Below are 19,937 nucleotides of genomic sequence, written 5' to 3'. Positions count from 1 at the left end.
TCATGAATTAACTAATCATTATTACAAATTTCCTTATACATAAAAAAGGAAGCCAATCTTGCTGGCTTCCTTCTTCTACATCATTATTTATCTAAACCTAAATCCTTTAAAATACTATCTAAAGTTGCACCTTTGTATGTAGTTTTTGGTTTTGGCGCTTTGTCGACAGATGGATTTTGTAATCCAAAGTTTTGAACAATAAAGTCCATATCCTTTTTATCTACTACTTTATCAAAGTTTAAGTCTGCTGTTGCCTTATTTGTATTCCAGTAAGTTTGTACAGCTATTGCATCTAGTACATCAATTACATTATCTTTATTAACGTCTCCAGCTGCAGCGGTTGCTAGACTATACTTATAAATTTTACCTAAAGTTTCTCCACGAATTTCATTTGATAAAACAACTTGTTGGTTCATCGTAAAGTGACCTGGTACATCCACTGTTACTGTATAGGCTTCTTTATCAGGTTTTAATCCATCTACATCATAATAACCATATTTATCTAAAATTGGCGCATCAGTAACTGTTTTTCCATCGTACGACGTAATTTTTACTTTTGCGTTGACATTACTTAGATCAAGAGCATAATTAATTCCACCTGAAACTGGATCTAATCCACCTTCAACTTGTAGTACTCCTGCTATTCTAGAAACGGTTGGCTTTAGTTTATATCTGTCCATATAAGTGTAAACATCTTTTGTCTCAACATTTGCTTGATCAATTGTTGTTGCACTCATACCAAACCAGTAAGGACTTTCATTATCATACTTTTTATCTGTTTTTAGGTCGAAATTAAATAACGGTAAATCTTCAGGTAACGCTTTATCTCCTAAATAAGTAAATGTAAATACGTGACTCGCTGGTGTAGTCTTTACACTAACCTCTGCATCACCATATTTTTTAACTGCATCATTTACTACTACATTTTCAATTGAAGCATAATTAAAATTATTCATTGTAATTTTAGTTGTTTTTAAATTTTTCACATTGTTCGAACGAACAGTGTAATTTACAGCTTCACCAGTATTAAGAACTTCCTTATCAGCTTTTAAATAGTAGTACGGTAAATTTTCATCCACAAATGTGACACTTAACTTATTACTTGGATTAGAAGTAAAGTTTCTTGCTGCATCAATACCATAAAACGAAACTTCTAATGGCGCAGATTGTTTTCTCACTAAAATTTTGTCAGAATAGTTTCCGTTTTTATCCGTATTAATTGGATTTGCAGGAAATGGACTGTTATAAAATGAAACAACTGCATTGCTTGATTGATCGACATCTAAACCTAATTTATTTGCTTGATCTGTTTCAGGGTCATTTAAATTAATATTAAAGTCGTATAAAAATTCGCCATTTTTATCAAACTGTCCATCATTATATTCAATTACCTTTTGATCTAATGAGTCAAAACTAGACTTAATAGTCGGTGGCGCTAAATCGTAAATGAAATCAGAAACTTTTGTGAACGTTTTTCCTTTATCATTTGTTCCAACCAACTTTAATTGATAATGACCTGGTTGAGCAAAGCTCGGTTCATTGCTAATTGGATTTTTCGAATCTCCTGTAAATGGGAAGTAAATCGAATTAAATCCTCTTCCAATATAATACAACTGATTATCATTGATAATGATTGGTGTAAATGAACCAACTAAACCAAGATCTTCACCTGTCTTTGGATCTGTTAAAAGAACATCCAACGTCTTCATGTGAGATTTTAATGAGAATTCAAACCCAAGATACGGAAATGCATTTGCTGGCCAGCTAGTGTCAGTCGAAAATAATGGGTCAGCTTTTAAGAAATCGATTCCTTCATTAACAACACGTCCACCAAATGGAATTTGGTATTCTTCAGTAGGGTCTGCATTATTTGTAAATACAATATAACCTTCATATGTGCCTTTTTCAGCTGTTTTTGGAATGTTTAAATCAAACTTAATTGATTTAGAACTAATTCCATTTAACTTCACTGAAGTAGGACCAGTTAGCGTTACATTGTTTTTAGCCGCATCTAAAGCTCCTCTAGTACCCTTTTGGAATTTAACATTTACACTAAATGTTTTCGCTTTTTCACTTCTATTTTTCAATGTAACTTTGCGAGATTCTGTAATATCTTTATTATCAAATCCAATTGAACCATAACTAAATCCACCAGTTAATTCGTCTATTAATTTTTGTTTACCATTAATGATTGTCGGTGTTTTATCAACTACTTGTAATTCTACATTTGAATGGATTGCTTCATATGCATCAACTCGACCGCTTCCGATCTCAAATACGCTATAATCTTTTGATAAAGGATCAGCTGTATTCATTAAAATTGATTTTACATCAGCTGGTTCAAGATCTTTATTTGATTGAAGTAATAATGCTGATACTCCAGCTACATAAGGAGTAGCCATTGAAGTACCTGATAGTCTTGCATAAGCATATTTATAATCTTCTGGTTTTGAGCCATCAACGTTTTTATCATTAACATAAAATGGAACAGTTGCTAGTATTGATACTCCAGGTGCTGTAACTTCCGGCTTGATATCATAATTGACTCGTGAAGGACCTCTTGAACTAAATCCTGCTAATTCATCAGATGCTGTTTGAATCTTCTTGAAATCACCAAATGTAAATTCTGATTTACCATCTTTTAATGCTGCAGAAATAACTGAACCTTCTTCAAATGAAACTGAGAATGAAGGGATTGCATTCATTGATTCACCAAGGAATGTTTGAATTGCTCCCTCTGCCTTGTTTGCTTCATCATTAGCCATGATCACACCCAAAGCACCTTGATCTTTAGCATATGCAACTTTAGAGTCTAATGTATAAACTCCTCGGTTCATGAATACAAATTTTCCTTTTACATCTTTATTTTTATAACCAGCTGGATCTCCAAGACCTACATCGACTAGTTGAACCGATTTCTCTTTTAGTGCTGATAAATCATCTTTATAGTTTTTCGTTAATTGTCTTAGATTGTAGTTTTTACCATTCAGTACACCGGCATATTGATAGATATCAATTGCAACAGATGAAGCACCAACTGTTAAAGCTAATGCAGCTGCCCCTGGCGAACCTAATGTATACATTCCGTCTCCATCATTACCAGCTGCAATAACTGTCGTTACCCCACTTAATACTGCGTTATTTACAGCGATTGAAGTAGCGTAAAGTGGATCATTCAAAGATGCACCAAGTGACATGTTAATAACATCCATACCATCTTTTACTGCTTTATCAATTCCTGCAATAATTCCTTCACTTGTTCCGCCACCATATGGACCTAGTACACGATATGCATAAAGATCTGCTTCTGGTGCAGCACCAACAGATGAATAATCACTATCAGCTACTCCACGTCCACCGATAATTCCTGCAACATGTGTACCATGTTCTGTATAATAAGTAGAACCGTTTACTTCAGGTTGTCCTGATTTCTTCCAATCCTCATATGTTGTTTCCATCGGATCATTATCATTATCGACAAAGTCATATCCGCCTTTATATGCATCTTTTAAATCTGGATGGTTATAATCCATACCTGTATCTAAAATACCAATTTTAATTCCTTTACCTGTATAGCCTTCTGCATGTAGACGATCTAGCTGATCATATGGAGAATAGTTTGCTACATTAAACTCGTCTGCTTTTAATTGTTTGTTCTCTTCATTTTTTGCAGGCGGATCAATTGAGAATTTCTCATTACTCCAAACTGTTTTTACTGCTTTTGATTTTAATAGATTCTGAATTTGATTTGCTGGTAGTGTGATCGACACACCATTGAATGCGTGTTTAAATGAACGATTAATTTTATAATCTACTTTTTTACTTTTTGTATTTGTTAAAACTTTCCCTAAATCTTTTGCAAAAGTATCATGGTCTTGATCAATTAATTTTTGTGCATCAGTTTTTGTTAAAGTTTTACCTTCAACACTCGCCTCAATTTGAGCGACCTTAACTGGTTTATTGGCAAACTCTACAATAACTTTTGTTTCTTCTGATGATTCCAAGTTAATATCAGAATTAATTTGTAGACCAGTTTCTTCATTAGTAGAAAGGTGCTTAAGAGCCGCTCTTTGCTCTTGACTTAGGTTCGCCAAAATATCTTCCGCTTTACTTGGACTTGCTGCATTTGACACATTTGTTACTTGACCAACAGAACCCAAAATAAAACTAGATGTTAAAGCTAAAACGGTAAAACTTTTAAGTACTTTACTTTTTTCTCTCTTTTCCCCCATTTTTCTTCCTCCAGTTCATTTTTCTTCCTAGTTGCCTTTACATTCATTACTAGAAATAATTTTTTCTCTAATAATTAACGAAATAGAATGACATTTGTCGTTTTTTCTATTAATTATATTATTGAGAATTTTCTACAATTAATCAATTGGGTTATACAAAACCTTGATTTATCAACCTTTACTCAATACCCTTTAAGAAAATCGACAAATTCCAACATAATTCCCCTTCAGATTAAACCAATTTCAAACAATTTCAGTTCAATTTATCCATTAATAAGCCTATTACTACGAAATATATCTCCAAGAAGACAAAAAAATAGTGCCATCTCAATGATCAGGTAAACTGACACAGGATGCCACCTTTTAAAAAAATAGGATGGGTGAACGCTTCTAGAAGCCATTTTTCAATTTTAATTCCGATTCTCAAACTTTATATGCAGTTCACCAAAAAAGGGTACCAAAAAACTTATTGGATACCCTCACCTGTTTACATGCTAACAAATGTATGTTCAATCGATTCATATAATTCGGCAGCTTTTTGATACTCTTTAATCTCGATATAGTATTTATATAATTTCTTACCAAATTGTTCGATATAAAACTTATTATTAGTAGAATAAAAGAATGGGAGTGCTTCATCCGATAGATATTGATAGAATTTTTCGCGGGCTCCCTCAGCCTTAAGCTTAAATAGTTTAATTAATGTAATATGTACCGGACTTTTTAACATTTTTGCTAATGCTAATGCTCTTTTCATCACACTAAGAAGGATTTCTTTTTCTAATAGTGTGCCTTCTGTACATGTCTCTAAATAATTGCACAAACGCCTTAAATAATTTATTGATTTTTTATTTTCGGTTTCATTAATACTTTCCTCAAAATAATACAAAGCCGTTTCATATTCTTCTCGCTTGAAGTATTTCACTCCGAGATTATTTAATAAAATAGCCTTGCGTTCGCGATCACCTAATACTTCGCAGTTATGAATTAAATCTTTATAGCGTTCTACAACTTCATTAAAATTCATCTCTAGTTCACTGCCATACTGTAATAGCATAAGAGTTTCGGAACTAATTGCGAATAAATAGTTATTCGTCCTTTGAAAAAACTTAAGTGCCATTTCGGCATATTTATATGCTAAAATTTTTGAACTTCCAAAATGATAGGCGATTGCTAAATGGTGATAGTATTCTTCATTTCGATACTCATCAATATTTATCATCTTTAATACTTTAATTGCCTTTTGATGATCTTCACTACTTAGGCTAGTATAGTTCGATATATAGTACATACCTTGAAGATGATAGAATAAATTTTTCTCGAAAGGAGATAAATCATTAAATTCTTTTTTCACATATTGGAGTATTTGCTTAACCATATCTAAATTTTGAATATGAAAATAATATCTAGCTCTTAGTAAATTATAGTGGGCTGCATATTGTGAATAGTCAATAAAGGGCATTTGTTCAAGTTCAGCTTTAATTTCTTCTATTTGGGCTTCTTTTTTCATGATTAATGCATCATGCCAAAGATGTAATTTTTTTTCTAAATTATAAAAAGATTGGACTTCTTGATTAATATTGATTCCTAAACGATCTGAAAATAAAGCAATAATATCAGGTGAGTATGCTGTCTTACCTCTTTCAATTTTACTCACATGAGTAGTTGTACATATACCTTCTCCAAGCATAGCTTGAGTTAACCCCATTTTTTCACGATAAAACTTTATGATTTCCCCCTCAATCATATGCACCCTCCTCTATCTCTATAAACATATTTATCTAAATATTCTTTACTAAATTTTAATATCCTTTTAAGGAAAATACAATTAATGATTTTTACCTAATACTAGGAAATTTTTTATCAAATTCAATACAAAATAACTAAAAAAAAGATAGAACTCAAAAATGAAATCCTACCTTAAAGACTATTTTTTATTCTTGTTTTATTTCCAAAGACCCAACCTATCAAAAACCCTTATTTTACATAATTCCCCGCCTAATTCACTAGATTATGAATCAAATGTTCTTTGTTTTTGATTAACCCTAAACCACTTTTACTCAATATAAAAATCAAACTCTTTCTTAGTACAATTATAAAAATAACGTGTGGAAAAATTTTTTTTGACAAAAATGATAATATACGAAATAATTTTCACGAGATAGGGTTTTCATATTATTATTAAAAAAAACTCTTTTTTCCTATATAATAATTACTAAGTAAATTATATTTATTTTCTAAATCTTTAAAACAGTAACATTTTTAATTAACTATATTAAAAATTTTTTATTCTAAAAATCAATTCCCTAAGGAAAGGTGTCAAGAATATGGAACAAACGAACAGCTTAGGTAAGATTCGTTCTTATTATGCGCGATTAAGTGATAAAGAAAAAAAAATCGCTGATTATATATTACAAAACCCAAAGCATATTATTCACAGTACGATTACAGAAGTAGCTGAAGACTTAAACGTTGCTGATGCAACTGTATTTAGATTTTGTAAAAGAATTGGTTTTAAAGGATACCAAGCACTTAAAATTGCATTAGCAACAGAAATTATGACGCCGATTCAGCAAATCCACGAAGAAATTAACGAAAAAGACGATGAAATAACAATTGCAAATAAAATATTTCAATCTAATATTCGTACCCTTGAAAATACTGCCCAAATTCTAGATAGTGCATCGATTAAAAAAGCAGTAAATCTTATTTTAAATGCAAATAAAGTTGAATTATACGGTGTAGGTGGCTCTTCGGTTATTGCGATGGATGCCTTCCATAAATTTATTCGTACAGGAATAAAAGCGAACTCTTACACAGATTCACACTTTCAATTGATGTCAGCTTCTCAACTGACAAAAGAAGATGTAGCAATCGTAATCTCACATTCAGGCTCAAATAAAGACATCCTTCGTATTTTGCAAGTGTTAAATGAAAACGGTACCAAAACAATTGGTATTACAGGTTTCCCGAAATCTCCTTTAAGTCAAAATGTTAATGTCTCGCTTTACACATCCTCTGAGGAAACGGAATATCGACCGGAGGCACTTGCTTCAAGAATTGCACAATTAAGTATTATTGATGCATTATACGTAAACTTAATGATCTTAAATGCTCACAAAGCTAAAGCATCATTTGAAAAAGTTAGAACAGCAATTTCAGAAACAAGATCATAATGAAAAAGTCTCAAATGTCAAATTCATTTGAGACTTTTTTGAAGTAGAAAATAGAATAATCTCGCATTATCGAACAACTTGACTAACAAATTGCTTCATAAATTTCAATAGTTTCAAATGCATGATTGCCATTTCATCTGGGGAAATTGGTTCTTCTTTTTCTAACCATTGTTCCATAAGGCCAAAGAATGCAGATGAAATAAACGCAGTTGCGTATTCATGTGGTATATCAATCAAATATTCTTTTTCGATAATATCTACTAGTTTTTCATAGATTGTTTCTTTTATATATTCTTTCATTTTCTTCGGAAAAGCTGGGTCACCTTTTGTACTGATTAGAATTTTAACAAATCTTTGATTTTCTTTTAAATAATGAAACACATTAAGAATAGGCGGATAGACCATGTCATTTGAATAAAACTCATTTAATTCTTTTGGCCTCACAAATTTAAGTCGATCTTTTAATCCTTCCAATACTTCATTTTGACTTTTTTCCAGTAAATCAAATTTATCTTTGTAATGAAGATAAAATGTACCACGATTTAGTCCGGCTTTTAAAGTAATATCTCTTACTGAAATAGATTCGAATCCTTTTTCCTCTATTAAATCTAACAATGTCTCTTTAATTAATTCTCTCGTTTTTGCAACTTTTAATTCTCTCAATGATTGAGCCACTTTATAATCACCCCTTTGGAATATTAGTTCTTACTAAACAAATTTCTAAATGTGTTTAGTATTGAACACATTTGTATGATTTGCTTATTGTGATTTTGTAAAACTCATTGTAATATCTTCACATAAGAATAGTCAACACGTTGTTCATTAATTTTATCATAAAAAAATTAGGAGGTTATACAATGAACTTATTTAAACAAAAACAAGCTATACTAGCTCCTATACTAGTACTAGTAGTTGCGATTATATTCAGTCTAACTTTAGCATCATCCGTTAACCCTACACCTAAAAATCTACCAATTGCGATCGTAAACGAAGATCAAGGAATTCAAGTACCTTCAAAAGGAACTGTTAATATAGGTCAAATGATGGTTTCAAAAATAAATGAACTATCTAAACCTAAAAATGATGAAAAACCAGCAATTAAGTGGATTCAAGTTTCGAGTGAAGAAAATGTACGTAAAGGACTAAATAACCAAAAATACTATGCTGCTCTTATTCTTCCAAAGGATTTAAGTAAAAATCAAGCTTCATTAAAAACAGCGAACCCTTCACCTATTTCAATAAAAATTCTAGTTAATCAAGGTAAAAATGCAAATGGATCAGCGATGGCTAGTCAAATGCTATCTCATCTAGTAGAAAATCTTAACCTTACTATTCATACAGAAATTTTTAATGAATTAAAGAAAAGCGTGAGTTCAATTTCAGTAAATCAAGCTGAGGTATTAGCAAATCCAATCATAACGAAGGTTGAAAATGTTAATGCAATTGGAACACATACAGCAAATGGAAACGCACCAGTGAGTTTAATTACACCACTTTGGATGTCTAGTTTAATTGGTGCCGTGATCGTCTTTTTAGCGAAAAAGAAAACAGAAACATCAAATTCAATTAGTAAAATAAAAGTTATTTTTGAACAATTACTTTTAGGGGTAGTCCTATCTTTCCTAATTGGTTTCGGCATAACTTTAATGGCAAAATGGATTGGCTTTACACTTCCAACCTTCTTGGACGTTGCGCTATATTTAACGATTACTTATTTCTGTTTCCATATCCTAATTTCTGCTGTCATGTCTTGGATTGGATTTGGTGGCGTAGCTATCTTTGCCCTAATCTTTTTCTTCTCTGGTTCCTTAATCGGAATGCCAAAAGAGCTTTTACCAACTTTTTCAAAGGACTGGATTTACTCATGGATCCCAATGCGATTTGGTGCTGACGGATTAAGAGAAATTTTCTATTTTGATAAAGGATTATCGATGAGTCATTCTATGAATATGATTATTTGGATTGGTATAATCTCCGTTGTTCTTTTAATATTATCTGCGTTTAAATCTAAAAAAGAAAAAGTACATCAAACGTTAAATGTTTAATGAAATTAAAAAAAGGACCAAACAAAACTTGGTCCTTTTTTAGTCTATTAAGTATCGAATAAATTCCCATTCAATGCTTCAATATATCTTTTAGCTGAATTATTGACTACTAGCTTTGCATTTTCTTTTACAATTCCATGAAATGCATTATAAATCCTATCAAATTTTAGCTTTTCTACGGCTAACGATATCTCATTTACTTTTTTTTCTGGTAATGGAATTAAATTAGGATAACTATACATAAAACTTACCCAATTATGATCTGCAACTACTTGAATAATATCACCTGTTAATAGTATTCCTTTTTGCTCATTTCCAGCTTTCCATTCTAATACCGCTCCACCTTTAAAGTGTCCGCCTAATCGATGAATTTCAATTCCTTCTTTAAGATTTAATGATTCGCCAGACCAAAAAATAATTTTATCACTTTTTCTCGTAACCCACTCTTGGTCATCTTCGTGTATGTATACTGGTACATCAAATCTTTTTGCCCATTCAATTTGGCTAGAGTAATAGTGTGGATGTGAAAGAGCAATCGCATCGATTCCTCCTAAGCTCTTAATTTCTTCAAACGTTTTCTCATCTAGAAATGTGACGCAATCCCACAAAACATTAAAACCTTCATTTCTAATGAGGTATGCAGTCTGACCAATTCCAAACTTAGGACTCGTTACAATACTATATAAATTTTCTTCTTCATAGCGAATACTATTTTGATAGTTTTGTTCTTTCATTGATTGTAATGTTGTCCAACTTTGACCACTTAGATTGATGTATTGTCTTTCATCAGAACAAATTATACAGTACTCAGGAGGATCAATAGACTTGTTATATTGAACGCCACAAGTCGTACAAATAAAGTTATACATTTGCTCATTCATCTCACTTTCCCTCGAATTTAATCTGACATACTTTTGATTATGAGGTAAAAATTCCCAATGCAAATAGACACATTTAAGTATAGTAAATCAAAATCTGATTTATTACACTTGAATGTGCCTAAAATAATGAAAGTTTAAGCTTTCTATTATTTAATTTTTACAACTTTACCTTTTGTCATCTCAATCAATTCATTAGGTGTTAACTGAAATATTGCTTTTGGATGACCAGCAGCAGCCCATACTTCCTTATACTGTAATAGATCCTCGTCAATAAATGTCATTACTTTGTTTTTATGACCAATTGGTGATACCCCTCCAATTACGAATCCTGTTTGTTCACGTACAAAATCAGCATCTGCTTTACCTAATTTTTCATTAAGTATTTTCTCGATTTGTTTCTCATTTACTCGATTAATACCACTTGCTACGATTAGTACAGGACTATTTGAGCTTTCTAATCTGAATATAATAGACTTTGCTATTTGAGCCACTTCACAATTTAACGCATCAGCCGCTTCCTTAGCAGTTCTTGCACTATTTGGTAGTTCAATGACTTTATTTGAATAACCTAACTCAATGATTAAATCTTGTACGTTTTGTGCACTTTCTTTTAATGCTTCCACAATCATCACTTCCTCAAAAAATTGTTTTATTAATTATTCTAGAAACAAAGGTGCAATCCTTTTTTTTCGAATAGATTTACTACTTCCACCAAATAGAATTAGGATATTCGCCTTTACTAATATTAATTGTTTCACCAATTTTAGGTGTAGAATACTTTACTTCATGTTCTTTAGCAGCCTCCACAACTCTATTAATTGGTTCATTCCAGTCATGAAATGCTAATGTAAAAGCGCCAAAATGAATTGGTACAAGAACTTCACCTTTTACGTCAATAAAAGCTTTAATTGTTTCTTCAGGCAGCATATGGATGGCAGACCATCGTCTATCATATTGACCACATTCCATTAAAGCTAGATCGAACGGTCCATATTTTCCCCCTATTTCTTTGAAATGAGGTGCATAACCACTATCTCCACTAAAGTAAATTTTCGTATCCTCACCAATGATGACCCATGAACACCACAATGTATTGTTGCGATCAGTTAAGCTTCTTCCTGAAAAATGTCTTGCTGGCGTACAGGCTAATGTTAATTGATCAAATTTAAATTCATCCCACCAGTTATGTTCAGAAATACGCTCTATTGGTACCCCCCAGCTCATCAAGTGACTCCCTACACCAAGAGGAACAATAAATCGATCGACTTTATGTTTGATTTTTTTTATAGTACCGTAATCTAGATGGTCATAATGGTCATGCGATAATATGACAGCATCTATTTTTGGTAATTCATTGATCTCAATAGGTAAACCTCCACTATATCTTTTACCACCAAATTGCGGAAATGGGGTTGGTGCGTTCCCAAACATTGGATCAATTAAAATATTTTTTCCATCGATTCGAATAAATAAAGCTGAATGCCCAAACCAAGTAACTTTTGAGTCGTTATTTTTTGAATGGAAAAATGAAACATCGATTCTCTCCATAGGGATCCCAGCTTTAGGTGTACGGTTCGTATTTTTCTTAACAAAGTCTCTAAGCATTGAAATATTTGTTTTAAAATCCATACTCATACTCGTAGGAATTTGATTTATAAACTTACCATTTTTATAATGATCTAAGGCATTAAATGACTCCATTTTATCCTTTGAATATTTCTTCCCAAAATGAGGATATGTATTTAAAAATATTGTTACAATGATAACTAGCAATATAAAAATTAGAAAAAATAACATTTTATTTCCACCTCCAAACTAACTTTTACTAAAATTTACACTACCATATTTCTAGAAGATTAAACAAATATTCAGACGCTTTAATTTATAAAAAAACCTTTTTAGTAAAAAGAAAAGAGAGGTAAAATTCACCTCTCCTTAATCAGTTTCTTCTATTATATTTATACTTATATATTTATACTTAGTTTAAAGTTCTTAATAAATTAGCCATCTCAATTGCTGAAATACCAGCATCCCAACCTTTATTACCAGCTTTTGTACCAGCTCTTTCAATTGCTTGTTCAATATTTTCTGTTGTTAATACACCAAAAATGACAGGGATACCAGTTTGTAAAGTAATCGCAGCGACACCTTTTGCTACTTCATTACATACGTAATCGTAATGAGTAGTTGCCCCACGAATAACTGTTCCTAGTGTAATGATTGCATCGTATTTTTTTGAATCAGCAAGTTTTTTTGCTACTAACGGAATTTCAAATGCTCCAGGTACCCAAATAACATCAACATCTGATTCTTCTACACCGTGACGATAAAGAGCATCTTCTGCACCACCAAGTAGTTTTGATGTAATAAATTCATTAAAACGTCCAACGATTACCGCAACTTTAAGTCCAGATCCTACTAAATTTCCTTCGAATTTCATGATTATCTCTCCCTATTAATAGTTTAATAAATGTCCCATTTTTTCAATTTTTGTATATAAATATTTTTCGTTTTCACTTTTCATTTCTGCTTGTATCGGTACTCGATTATTTATTTGTAATCCATATGATTTTAATTCATCTATTTTAGCTGGATTGTTCGTTACAAGTTCGATATTCGTGATACCTAAATCTTTAATAATTTGGGCACTAATCGCGTAATCTCTTAAATCTGAATCAAATCCTAAGTTTAAATTTGCTTCAACAGTATCAAAGCCTTCTTCCTGTAACTTATATGCTCGTAACTTATTAAGTAAGCCAATCCCTCGGCCTTCTTGTCGCATATAAACAATGACACCTTTTCCTGCTTCTTCAATCATCGATAATGTTGATTGCAACTGAGGTCCGCAATCACAACGACATGAGCCAAATACATCTCCAGTTAAACATTCCGAATGAATACGGACAAGTACTGGTTCACCATCGTCAACTTTCCCTTTTACAATCGCAACATGCTCTTTACCATCGATCTCATTTGTATAACCAATCATCTTGAAATCACCGAAGTCAGTTGGTAATTTAATTTCAACTTCTCTTTTTACAAGTTGTTCAGTTTCTTGTCTATAATGAATTAAATCTTTAATTGTAATCATTTTTAAATTAAACTTTTTTGCGATTTGAATTAAATCCGGTACCCTTGCCATTGTCCCATCATCATTCATAATTTCACAAATGACACCAACTGCTTTTGATCCAGCCATTCGTGCTAAATCTACTGCTGCTTCCGTATGGCCCGGTCTCTCAACAACTCCTCCGTTTTTAGCGACTAGAGGAAACATATGTCCAGGTCTTCTAAAATCTGATCCAGTTGATTCATCATTTAACATTTGTAAAACTGTATGTGAACGTTCAAATGCCGAGATACCAGTAGTAGAATCGATATGATCAATACTCACAGTAAAGGCAGTTCCATGAGAATCTGTATTTTTTGTTACCATATCATGTAAATCTAGTCTTTTGGCAATCTCTTCAGAAACAGGCGCACAAATTAATCCGCGACCATGTGTTGCCATAAAGTTGATATTTTCTGGAGTTGCAAATTCTCCGATAACAACAAAATCTCCTTCATTCTCTCTATCTTCATCATCACAAACGATAATAATTTTCCCATTTTTCAAGTCTTCAATTGCTTCTTCTATTTTAGAGAACATGATCTTACTCCTTTATATATAGCCATTTTCAGATAAAAATGAAGTTGTTATTGCCGTACTCTTTTTCGTCTCACTCATACCGAGCATTTTTTCGACATACTTACCTAATAAATCAAACTCAAGATTTACAATGTCGCCAACTTTTTTACTGCCTAAAATCGTATGTGAACGAGTATGAGGAATTAAAGAAATCGTTACAATATCAGTTTCAACTTCAAATATTGTTAAACTTGTACCATCAATCGTTATACTACCTTTTTGAAGGCAATATTTAGCAAACTGACTTGGAATACTAATTTTATAAATTACTGCATTTTCCATTGCTTTAACTGATACGATTTTACCTGTTCCATCAATATGACCCGATACAATATGACCACCAAACCTTCCATTTGCAGCCATTGCTCGCTCTAAATTTACTTTTTGGCTAGAACCCAATGAGCTTAGATTGGATGCTTGAAATGTTTCAGGCATAACATCAACAGAAAATTCATTTTTAGTAAAATCTGTAACGGTTAAACAAACTCCATTTACGGAGATGCTATCCCCTAGATGAACATCCTCTAAAATGGTTGATGCACCAATTGTTAGCACTAAAGTTTTACCCTTTTTTACGATATTTTTTACTGTTCCTATTTCTTCAACGATTCCAGTAAACAAGTTATTTCACCTCATTTCGAAAAAGCCCGATAAATAATTTTGTAGACCCATCTCTAATTTCATAAATAGTTGATCCACCTTATCACACCTTCTAATTCAAATTAATTTGAAAAAGTGAAAAGCCCCTTAGAAAACTCCTAAGGGGCGATAGATGTTTAAGAAAGGAAGCATACTTAAATAAACGCTTATACAATATGAGCTATTAAACGACAATATTGTAGCACGTCTATTGTTGTACATTTAAATTATGCACAACGAACTAAGCCTATACGGATATTATTTTTTGAAAACAAACATACCGTATATGCACTCCATCCTTCTCCCATCCAGACTATACTGTCGGCTCTAGATTCTAACTAGATCAGCAACATATAAAAAATCTATATGAAGCTCACGGGCTTAGTATATAAATATACAACACCGCCGGTTGGGAATTTCACCCGACCCCGAAGGACACTAATTATCAAATTTGGTTTCATTATAACTAGCAATTATTTGATTGTAAAGAATTTAAGATTCTATTTTCTTTTAAACGAATTGAAAGAAAAACAAAATTAATGTTAAAAGCCTTATAAAATATGGAAAATTTCACACTCTATTTAGTTAAGAATTTTATTATTTTACTAAATAAATAATCATGCTTTGTTACAACTAATACAAAATTGTATAAATATTTATTTTAAAGTAATTAGAGAAAAATGATTGTATAACCAATATAGAAAGTAAAACTTACGGAATCCTGAATTTGTTTTTTCACTAGTATAAAATTAGTTTTTATCATTTCTTTACAATAGGAATAAAATGCTCCTAGAACACTTGAAAATTAGATTATTAAAGCATTGTCCTTTATATCAGAATTAGAAATAAATAAACCTGATTACTACAAAACAATACTTGATTTTTTAACAATAGGTCCATTTTGCACTCCAAAAAAGCAATAATTAAATAGAAATAAATAGTTTCGTCATATATCAAATTGCAAAAATGTTGTGAAATTTTAGTGTAAGGATTCTTCCAAACAAATAATAAATATGCACTACAAGGAATTATTATAAAAAGTTAGTTTAAAAGAAGAAACTTCATTTTTATAGAAGTTTCCATTATTCATTTCCAACTTGTAAAATTTTTTCATGTTGTTTTGATTCCCTTTTTTGTAGCCAAATGAAATACACTGAAACGAATATAATTAATACTAGAATGACTGGTGAGGAAAATAAGAGTATACCTAAAAAGCAAATTGCTAGAATAAATGAACCAATTTTAAAAAATATGGAATCAAATAATCGCAAGCATGCCAATACTCCTAGTAAAGCGTTGCATAAGAAGAATGCATTTGCAATTGCTACAAGTGTTTGAATACTTAGGAAGTCATTAAAATAAAGGAAAAATACAATTATGTGAATAGAAAACAAACTAAGTAAAGATCGAGTTGCTACATTATTTTTATTTTTAAAAGATAGCCATGAAGGTAATAAACCGTTTTTAGCTTGATCGGCAATTAGTCTTGAGACTGCTCCTATTACTAGGAGAACCGTACTAATACAAAGTGCAATTGTAATTGATGAAATAATTGGAGTTGACCAACTTCCAAATAAACTACGAAGTAACGGTGCTAATGATTGATCCATCATATTTCCATTTTTAGAATGAATCCACTGAAAAGCAAAGGCAACCGTTAAACTTACTATTGCTATAATCGAGAAACTTAACACAACTGCTTTAGGAATTGTTCGTTCAGGAGTTTTTACTTCTAATGAATAACTTCCGATGACCTCCCACCCGATTAACGCCCAAAATAATAATAGTAAACTTTCTCCAAAATCAGAAACGGTAATTGGATTCGATAAAGTAAAGCTCCCATTAACTGTAAATAATGTATGAATACTGCCAACGATCAGTGTCACTACAATGAAACTAGACATAAAAAAGGCAAATTTTCCAACATCAGCAATGCTTCTAGTTAAAATGATATAAACAAAACAAAGTATTCCTAAAGCTAGCCACTTTTCATTAAAGAAACTTTGATTCGTCAGTAGTTGTAAGTAATGCCCTGCTGTACCTGCAACTGCAATTGGTCCAAAACAAACTGCAAGTAAAAAGAAAATAGCTGAGAGGTTTTTTATTTGTGTACCAAAAGCACGTTCAACAGCCAATGGTACTCCAGAATCTCCTGGAATAAGCAGACTAAGCTTACCAAACATTAGTGCAAATATTAAACTTAAACCAAGCATAATAACCCATGCAAAAATAGCATAATTACCAGCAACCACATACACTGCAGGTGGTAAAATGATAATTCCCGAACCTAAAATAGGTCCAATCATTAACCCACTGAGCAAAAGAAAACCAATTTTTCGATTCCCCACAAAGATCCCTCCAATTGTAATTGAAACAAATTGTCATCTCGTATATTTTAATTATATGAACCGAATTCTCATCGGTAAAATGAATAGTTACGATATAAACCATCGGTAAATCCGATACTTAGGAGGCTATAATGGAAATCCGTCATTTAATTACGTTTAAATCGATAGTGGATATGGGCGGGTTCTCAAAAGCTGCGGTCCATCTCGGATATGCACAATCTACAGTTACTGCACATATACAAGCGCTTGAGCATGAATTAGGAGTGCCTTTATTTGACCGCTTAGGTAAAAAAGTTTATCTGACTGAAGTCGGTGAAAACTTTTTAGTTCACGCCATTGAAATGATTCAACTCTATTCAAAAGCAAAAGATGTATTCCAAATGGAAAATGAAGAGGTAACCACATTAAAAATTGGCGCCCCGGAATCTTTAACAATCTATCGTCTTCCACAGATCATCCAAGCTTTTCGTTTAGAAAATCCAAAAGTAAATATTATGATGAAATCTGGTTCATGTTGGGAATTGCAAGATGAATTACGTCGAGGTGATTTGGATATTGGCTTTTTCCTACAGGCACCATTAACAGATTCTGATTTGTATACAGAAACACTAATAGAAGAACCACTTGTCATTTTGCTACCTCCATCTTCTGATACTAGGACACTTTCATCGTTTACACTAAATGCAAATGAAAATATCATTCTCACAGAACAAGGCAGTTATCGTGATTATTTTGAGGCATTCCTAAGAAGTAAAGGAATCGCAACTGAGTCCGGAATGGAATTTTGGAGTGTTGAGGCAATTAAACAATGTGTTATGTGTGGACTTGGAATATCCATCCTCCCACTCGTAACAGTTCAAAATGAAATGAAGCAACAAAAACTAAAAGTCATCAATTGGGATACAAATTTAGGGAGTGTATCTACGATTATGTCTTGGCATAAAAACAGATGGCAATCACGTGCTGCTAGAAAATTTATGGAAGTTGTTAGAGAACAATCACATTTATGGAATCAGTCGATCAAAAGCTAGTTTCTCTTTGGAAATAGATGCTCATGGTAAAGTACGAACAATTTGTTATTTTTTTGACTATGGCCACATTTTGAGACTATATTTGGACTTCACTATCCCTCAACCATAAAAAAAAGCTAGTTCCTCACTAGCTTTTTTTTATACGGTCTGCCGTTCAATTAACTTAAACGCAATTTCTTCTTGTGTAACATCAGAATTAATCGCTTGAATAAAAAGTTTCTTACCCACTTCCCTTAATGGAATTTCGACTGTAGTTAACTTCATTACTTTTGCAATTGGTTGATTATCGAACCCGATTATTGCTAAATCACGAGGAATAACTATTCCATGTTCATTACAACAAGTTTGCACACCAGCAGCTACTTGATCACTAGTTACTAACAAAGCTGTTGGTCTCTCTTTTAAATTTAACAAAGATTGGACAACTCTTTCACCATCTTCGAAATAATAACAATTATCAAATACGAAGTCGCTAATTATTGACTCATTATATTTCTTATGAAAATCAATATAGGCAGTCTCTCTTTGCTTACTATTCATGCCTGTTCTTCGGCCAATGCAATAACCGATTTTTCGATGACCCTTTTTATATAAGTATTCTAATGCAATCATGAAGCTATTGTAATGATCGATAAAGGTTGAAGAAATCCCTGTATTTCTCGTATCTTCAAATAAAATGATCTGTCCATATTGCTTATACGCTTCAATCATTTCAATTGAACAAATTCTAGAACAGATAATGAGTGAGTCTATTTGTTTATGCTGTAGCATCTCTAATGCTTCTATCTCTCTTTTCTCCTCGTAATTTGATTGAAATAGTACGAGCTTATAATTATTTTTTATCGCCTCATTTGCAATCCCATCAATTAGCAAGCCAAAGTACGGATGGTGCGAGAACGGAATGACTACTCCAATTAAATTCGTTTTACCTTTACTTAAATTGACTGCATTTTGATTTCGTTGGTAATTGGTTTGCTCAATTGCATTTAAGACTGCTTTTCTTTTTTCCTCACTAACATATGGTTCATCATTTAAAACTCGTGAGACTGTTGTAACCGAAACGCCGGCAATCCTCGCAATTTCTTTAATATTAGACATTTTCTCACCTTTTCTAAACTTTTTCTTGCTCTGAAACTAGTTCCATACTTTACTCTGTTCTCATAATAAAAAGGAGGTATGAATATGCAATTACTTTTTGGCTTATTTTGTTTACTATTTATGTGTAGTTCAATCTTATTTTTCGCTTACTTAGCTATCATACAACAAGAAAAGAAACGAGTTAAGAAATGACTACAAAATTGATTATGCTCCAATAATCTTCCTCTTTGCCCTATTTTACATATTCCGCAATAAAAGCACTTATTTTCTATGAATACTCTAACTTTACTATGTGAATAATAAAATAGGTTAGTTATTAAAGGAGGTAATATGATGGATACCGAAAGAGCATTGGAAATCGTAGCAGCACCTGGTATGATTAATGTAACATGCGATGGAGTACCGGTTTATATTCAGCATGTTAATAAAAATGAAGGTACAGCAAGAATTTATCCTCTAGATCAACCACAAAATGATAAAGAAGTATCATTAAGTCACTTAAAAGAACATTAAATGATAAAAAAGACTCAAAAATAAACCTCCATTAAGGAGGTTTATTTTATTTTTGAAGAAAAAACACAAAAACATAATTATTTGGACTGATTACAAATGAAACCAAAGAATTTATGATTATTTAAGAGAATAATTATTACTTTTGGCACAGCCTCTATTTATTTCAATTTAACCTAACCACTGGGTACTCAGTAATATGTCGAATTTACTACATATTTTTTAAAAAATTGAAAAAAAAGTCGAAAAATTCTTTGAATATTTCAATAAGTGTGTTATCATAAAAATC

At 31.9% G+C, this 19,937-nt stretch carries 15 protein-coding genes and 1 riboswitch; of the genes, 4 read left to right on the top strand and 11 right to left on the bottom strand.

The genetic code is table 11. The features are described 5' to 3' along the window. Positions 1 to 83: 83 nt before the first annotated feature. Together CN925_RS06485 and CN925_RS06480 are read right to left on the bottom strand one after the other, a co-directional pair. On the bottom strand, positions 84 to 4,232 hold the full coding sequence (locus CN925_RS06485; RefSeq protein ID WP_098845443.1) for a S8 family serine peptidase: 4,149 nt from the start codon (positions 4,230 to 4,232) through the stop codon (positions 84 to 86). 487 nt (positions 4,233 to 4,719) lie between these two features. Next, positions 4,720 to 5,979: a helix-turn-helix domain-containing protein gene (locus CN925_RS06480; protein WP_098845442.1), complete on the bottom strand. Its 1,260-nt coding sequence runs from the start codon at positions 5,977 to 5,979 to the stop codon at positions 4,720 to 4,722. A 580-nt stretch (positions 5,980 to 6,559) separates the two neighbouring features. On the opposite strand from CN925_RS06480, the gene CN925_RS06475 reads away from it, so the two are divergent. After that, the gene (locus CN925_RS06475; RefSeq protein ID WP_098845441.1) at positions 6,560 to 7,408 is read left to right on the top strand and encodes a MurR/RpiR family transcriptional regulator; all 849 of its coding nucleotides are present in this window, start codon (positions 6,560 to 6,562) and stop codon (positions 7,406 to 7,408) included. A gap of 66 nt (positions 7,409 to 7,474) precedes the next feature. On the opposite strand, the gene CN925_RS06470 is transcribed toward CN925_RS06475, so the two are convergent. Continuing rightward, positions 7,475 to 8,083, bottom strand: a complete 609-nt coding sequence (locus tag CN925_RS06470) for a TetR/AcrR family transcriptional regulator (RefSeq protein ID WP_098845440.1) — start codon at positions 8,081 to 8,083, stop codon at positions 7,475 to 7,477. 182 nt (positions 8,084 to 8,265) lie between these two features. Here CN925_RS06470 and CN925_RS06465 point away from each other — a divergent pair, with 182 nt between their 5' ends. After that, positions 8,266 to 9,453, top strand: coding sequence for a YhgE/Pip domain-containing protein (locus CN925_RS06465; protein ID WP_098845439.1), 1,188 nt, complete (start codon positions 8,266 to 8,268; stop codon positions 9,451 to 9,453). 47 nt (positions 9,454 to 9,500) lie between these two features. Here the strand turns inward: CN925_RS06465 and CN925_RS06460 are convergent, their stop codons facing one another. From CN925_RS06460 to CN925_RS06430, 7 genes are all read right to left on the bottom strand, one after another. Beyond that, positions 9,501 to 10,322 carry an MBL fold metallo-hydrolase gene (locus tag CN925_RS06460; protein ID WP_098845476.1) on the bottom strand — a complete coding sequence of 274 codons (822 nt, stop codon included), beginning with the start codon at positions 10,320 to 10,322 and terminating at the stop codon, positions 9,501 to 9,503. A 158-nt stretch (positions 10,323 to 10,480) separates the two neighbouring features. After that, the gene (locus tag CN925_RS06455) at positions 10,481 to 10,963 is read right to left on the bottom strand and encodes a YbaK/EbsC family protein (RefSeq protein WP_180232875.1); all 483 of its coding nucleotides are present in this window, start codon (positions 10,961 to 10,963) and stop codon (positions 10,481 to 10,483) included. A 73-nt stretch (positions 10,964 to 11,036) separates the two neighbouring features. Further along, on the bottom strand, positions 11,037 to 12,035 hold the full coding sequence (locus CN925_RS06450; RefSeq protein WP_483295173.1) for an MBL fold metallo-hydrolase: 999 nt from the start codon (positions 12,033 to 12,035) through the stop codon (positions 11,037 to 11,039). A 277-nt stretch (positions 12,036 to 12,312) separates the two neighbouring features. Continuing rightward, positions 12,313 to 12,774, bottom strand: a complete 462-nt coding sequence (ribH, locus tag CN925_RS06445; protein ID WP_088014180.1) for a 6,7-dimethyl-8-ribityllumazine synthase — start codon at positions 12,772 to 12,774, stop codon at positions 12,313 to 12,315. A gap of 15 nt (positions 12,775 to 12,789) precedes the next feature. Then, positions 12,790 to 13,983, bottom strand: a complete 1,194-nt coding sequence (locus tag CN925_RS06440) for a bifunctional 3,4-dihydroxy-2-butanone-4-phosphate synthase/GTP cyclohydrolase II (RefSeq protein WP_098845437.1) — start codon at positions 13,981 to 13,983, stop codon at positions 12,790 to 12,792. A 12-nt stretch (positions 13,984 to 13,995) separates the two neighbouring features. Then, on the bottom strand, positions 13,996 to 14,643 hold the full coding sequence (gene ribE / locus CN925_RS06435; RefSeq protein WP_098845436.1) for a riboflavin synthase: 648 nt from the start codon (positions 14,641 to 14,643) through the stop codon (positions 13,996 to 13,998). Between the two features lie 310 nt (positions 14,644 to 14,953). Next, positions 14,954 to 15,101: riboswitch (FMN riboswitch) on the bottom strand. A gap of 642 nt (positions 15,102 to 15,743) precedes the next feature. Continuing rightward, positions 15,744 to 17,009: an APC family permease gene (locus tag CN925_RS06430; RefSeq protein WP_098845435.1), complete on the bottom strand. Its 1,266-nt coding sequence runs from the start codon at positions 17,007 to 17,009 to the stop codon at positions 15,744 to 15,746. Positions 17,010 to 17,140: 131 nt separating this feature from the next. Between CN925_RS06430 and CN925_RS06425 the strand changes: the two genes are divergently transcribed. Beyond that, on the top strand, positions 17,141 to 18,040 hold the full coding sequence (locus CN925_RS06425) for a LysR family transcriptional regulator (protein ID WP_098845434.1): 900 nt from the start codon (positions 17,141 to 17,143) through the stop codon (positions 18,038 to 18,040). A gap of 138 nt (positions 18,041 to 18,178) precedes the next feature. Here CN925_RS06425 and CN925_RS06420 read toward each other — a convergent pair whose 3' ends face one another. Continuing rightward, on the bottom strand, positions 18,179 to 19,138 hold the full coding sequence (locus CN925_RS06420; protein ID WP_098845433.1) for a LacI family DNA-binding transcriptional regulator: 960 nt from the start codon (positions 19,136 to 19,138) through the stop codon (positions 18,179 to 18,181). Positions 19,139 to 19,471: 333 nt separating this feature from the next. On the opposite strand from CN925_RS06420, the gene CN925_RS06415 reads away from it, so the two are divergent. Beyond that, on the top strand, positions 19,472 to 19,651 hold the full coding sequence (locus tag CN925_RS06415) for an H-type small acid-soluble spore protein (RefSeq protein WP_056471502.1): 180 nt from the start codon (positions 19,472 to 19,474) through the stop codon (positions 19,649 to 19,651). The last annotated feature ends 286 nt before the right edge of the window (positions 19,652 to 19,937 follow it).

Source organism: Bacillus sp. AFS055030 (assembly GCF_002574545.1).
Lineage (GTDB): Bacteria > Bacillota > Bacilli > Bacillales > Bacillaceae_G > Gottfriedia.
This window is presented reverse-complemented; position numbering and strand designations above follow the sequence as displayed.

Excerpts from the sequence above, each read along its gene's own strand:
- CN925_RS06425 (WP_098845434.1), top strand. The coding sequence starts at position 17,141 with ATGGAAATCCGTCATTTAATTACGTTTAAATCGATAGTGGATATGGGC.
- CN925_RS06480 (WP_098845442.1), bottom strand. The coding sequence starts at position 5,979 with ATGATTGAGGGGGAAATCATAAAGTTTTATCGTGAAAAAATGGGGTTA.
- ribH (WP_088014180.1), bottom strand. The coding sequence starts at position 12,774 with ATGAAATTCGAAGGAAATTTAGTAGGATCTGGACTTAAAGTTGCGGTA.
- CN925_RS06440 (WP_098845437.1), bottom strand. The coding sequence starts at position 13,983 with ATGTTCTCTAAAATAGAAGAAGCAATTGAAGACTTGAAAAATGGGAAA.
- CN925_RS06455 (WP_180232875.1), bottom strand. The coding sequence starts at position 10,963 with ATGATTGTGGAAGCATTAAAAGAAAGTGCACAAAACGTACAAGATTTA.
- CN925_RS06415 (WP_056471502.1), top strand. The coding sequence starts at position 19,472 with ATGGATACCGAAAGAGCATTGGAAATCGTAGCAGCACCTGGTATGATT.
- CN925_RS06475 (WP_098845441.1), top strand. The coding sequence starts at position 6,560 with ATGGAACAAACGAACAGCTTAGGTAAGATTCGTTCTTATTATGCGCGA.
- CN925_RS06465 (WP_098845439.1), top strand. The coding sequence starts at position 8,266 with ATGAACTTATTTAAACAAAAACAAGCTATACTAGCTCCTATACTAGTA.
- CN925_RS06485 (WP_098845443.1), bottom strand. The coding sequence starts at position 4,232 with ATGGGGGAAAAGAGAGAAAAAAGTAAAGTACTTAAAAGTTTTACCGTT.
- CN925_RS06420 (WP_098845433.1), bottom strand. The coding sequence starts at position 19,138 with ATGTCTAATATTAAAGAAATTGCGAGGATTGCCGGCGTTTCGGTTACA.
- CN925_RS06450 (WP_483295173.1), bottom strand. The coding sequence starts at position 12,035 with ATGGAGTCATTTAATGCCTTAGATCATTATAAAAATGGTAAGTTTATA.
- CN925_RS06460 (WP_098845476.1), bottom strand. The coding sequence starts at position 10,322 with ATGTATAACTTTATTTGTACGACTTGTGGCGTTCAATATAACAAGTCT.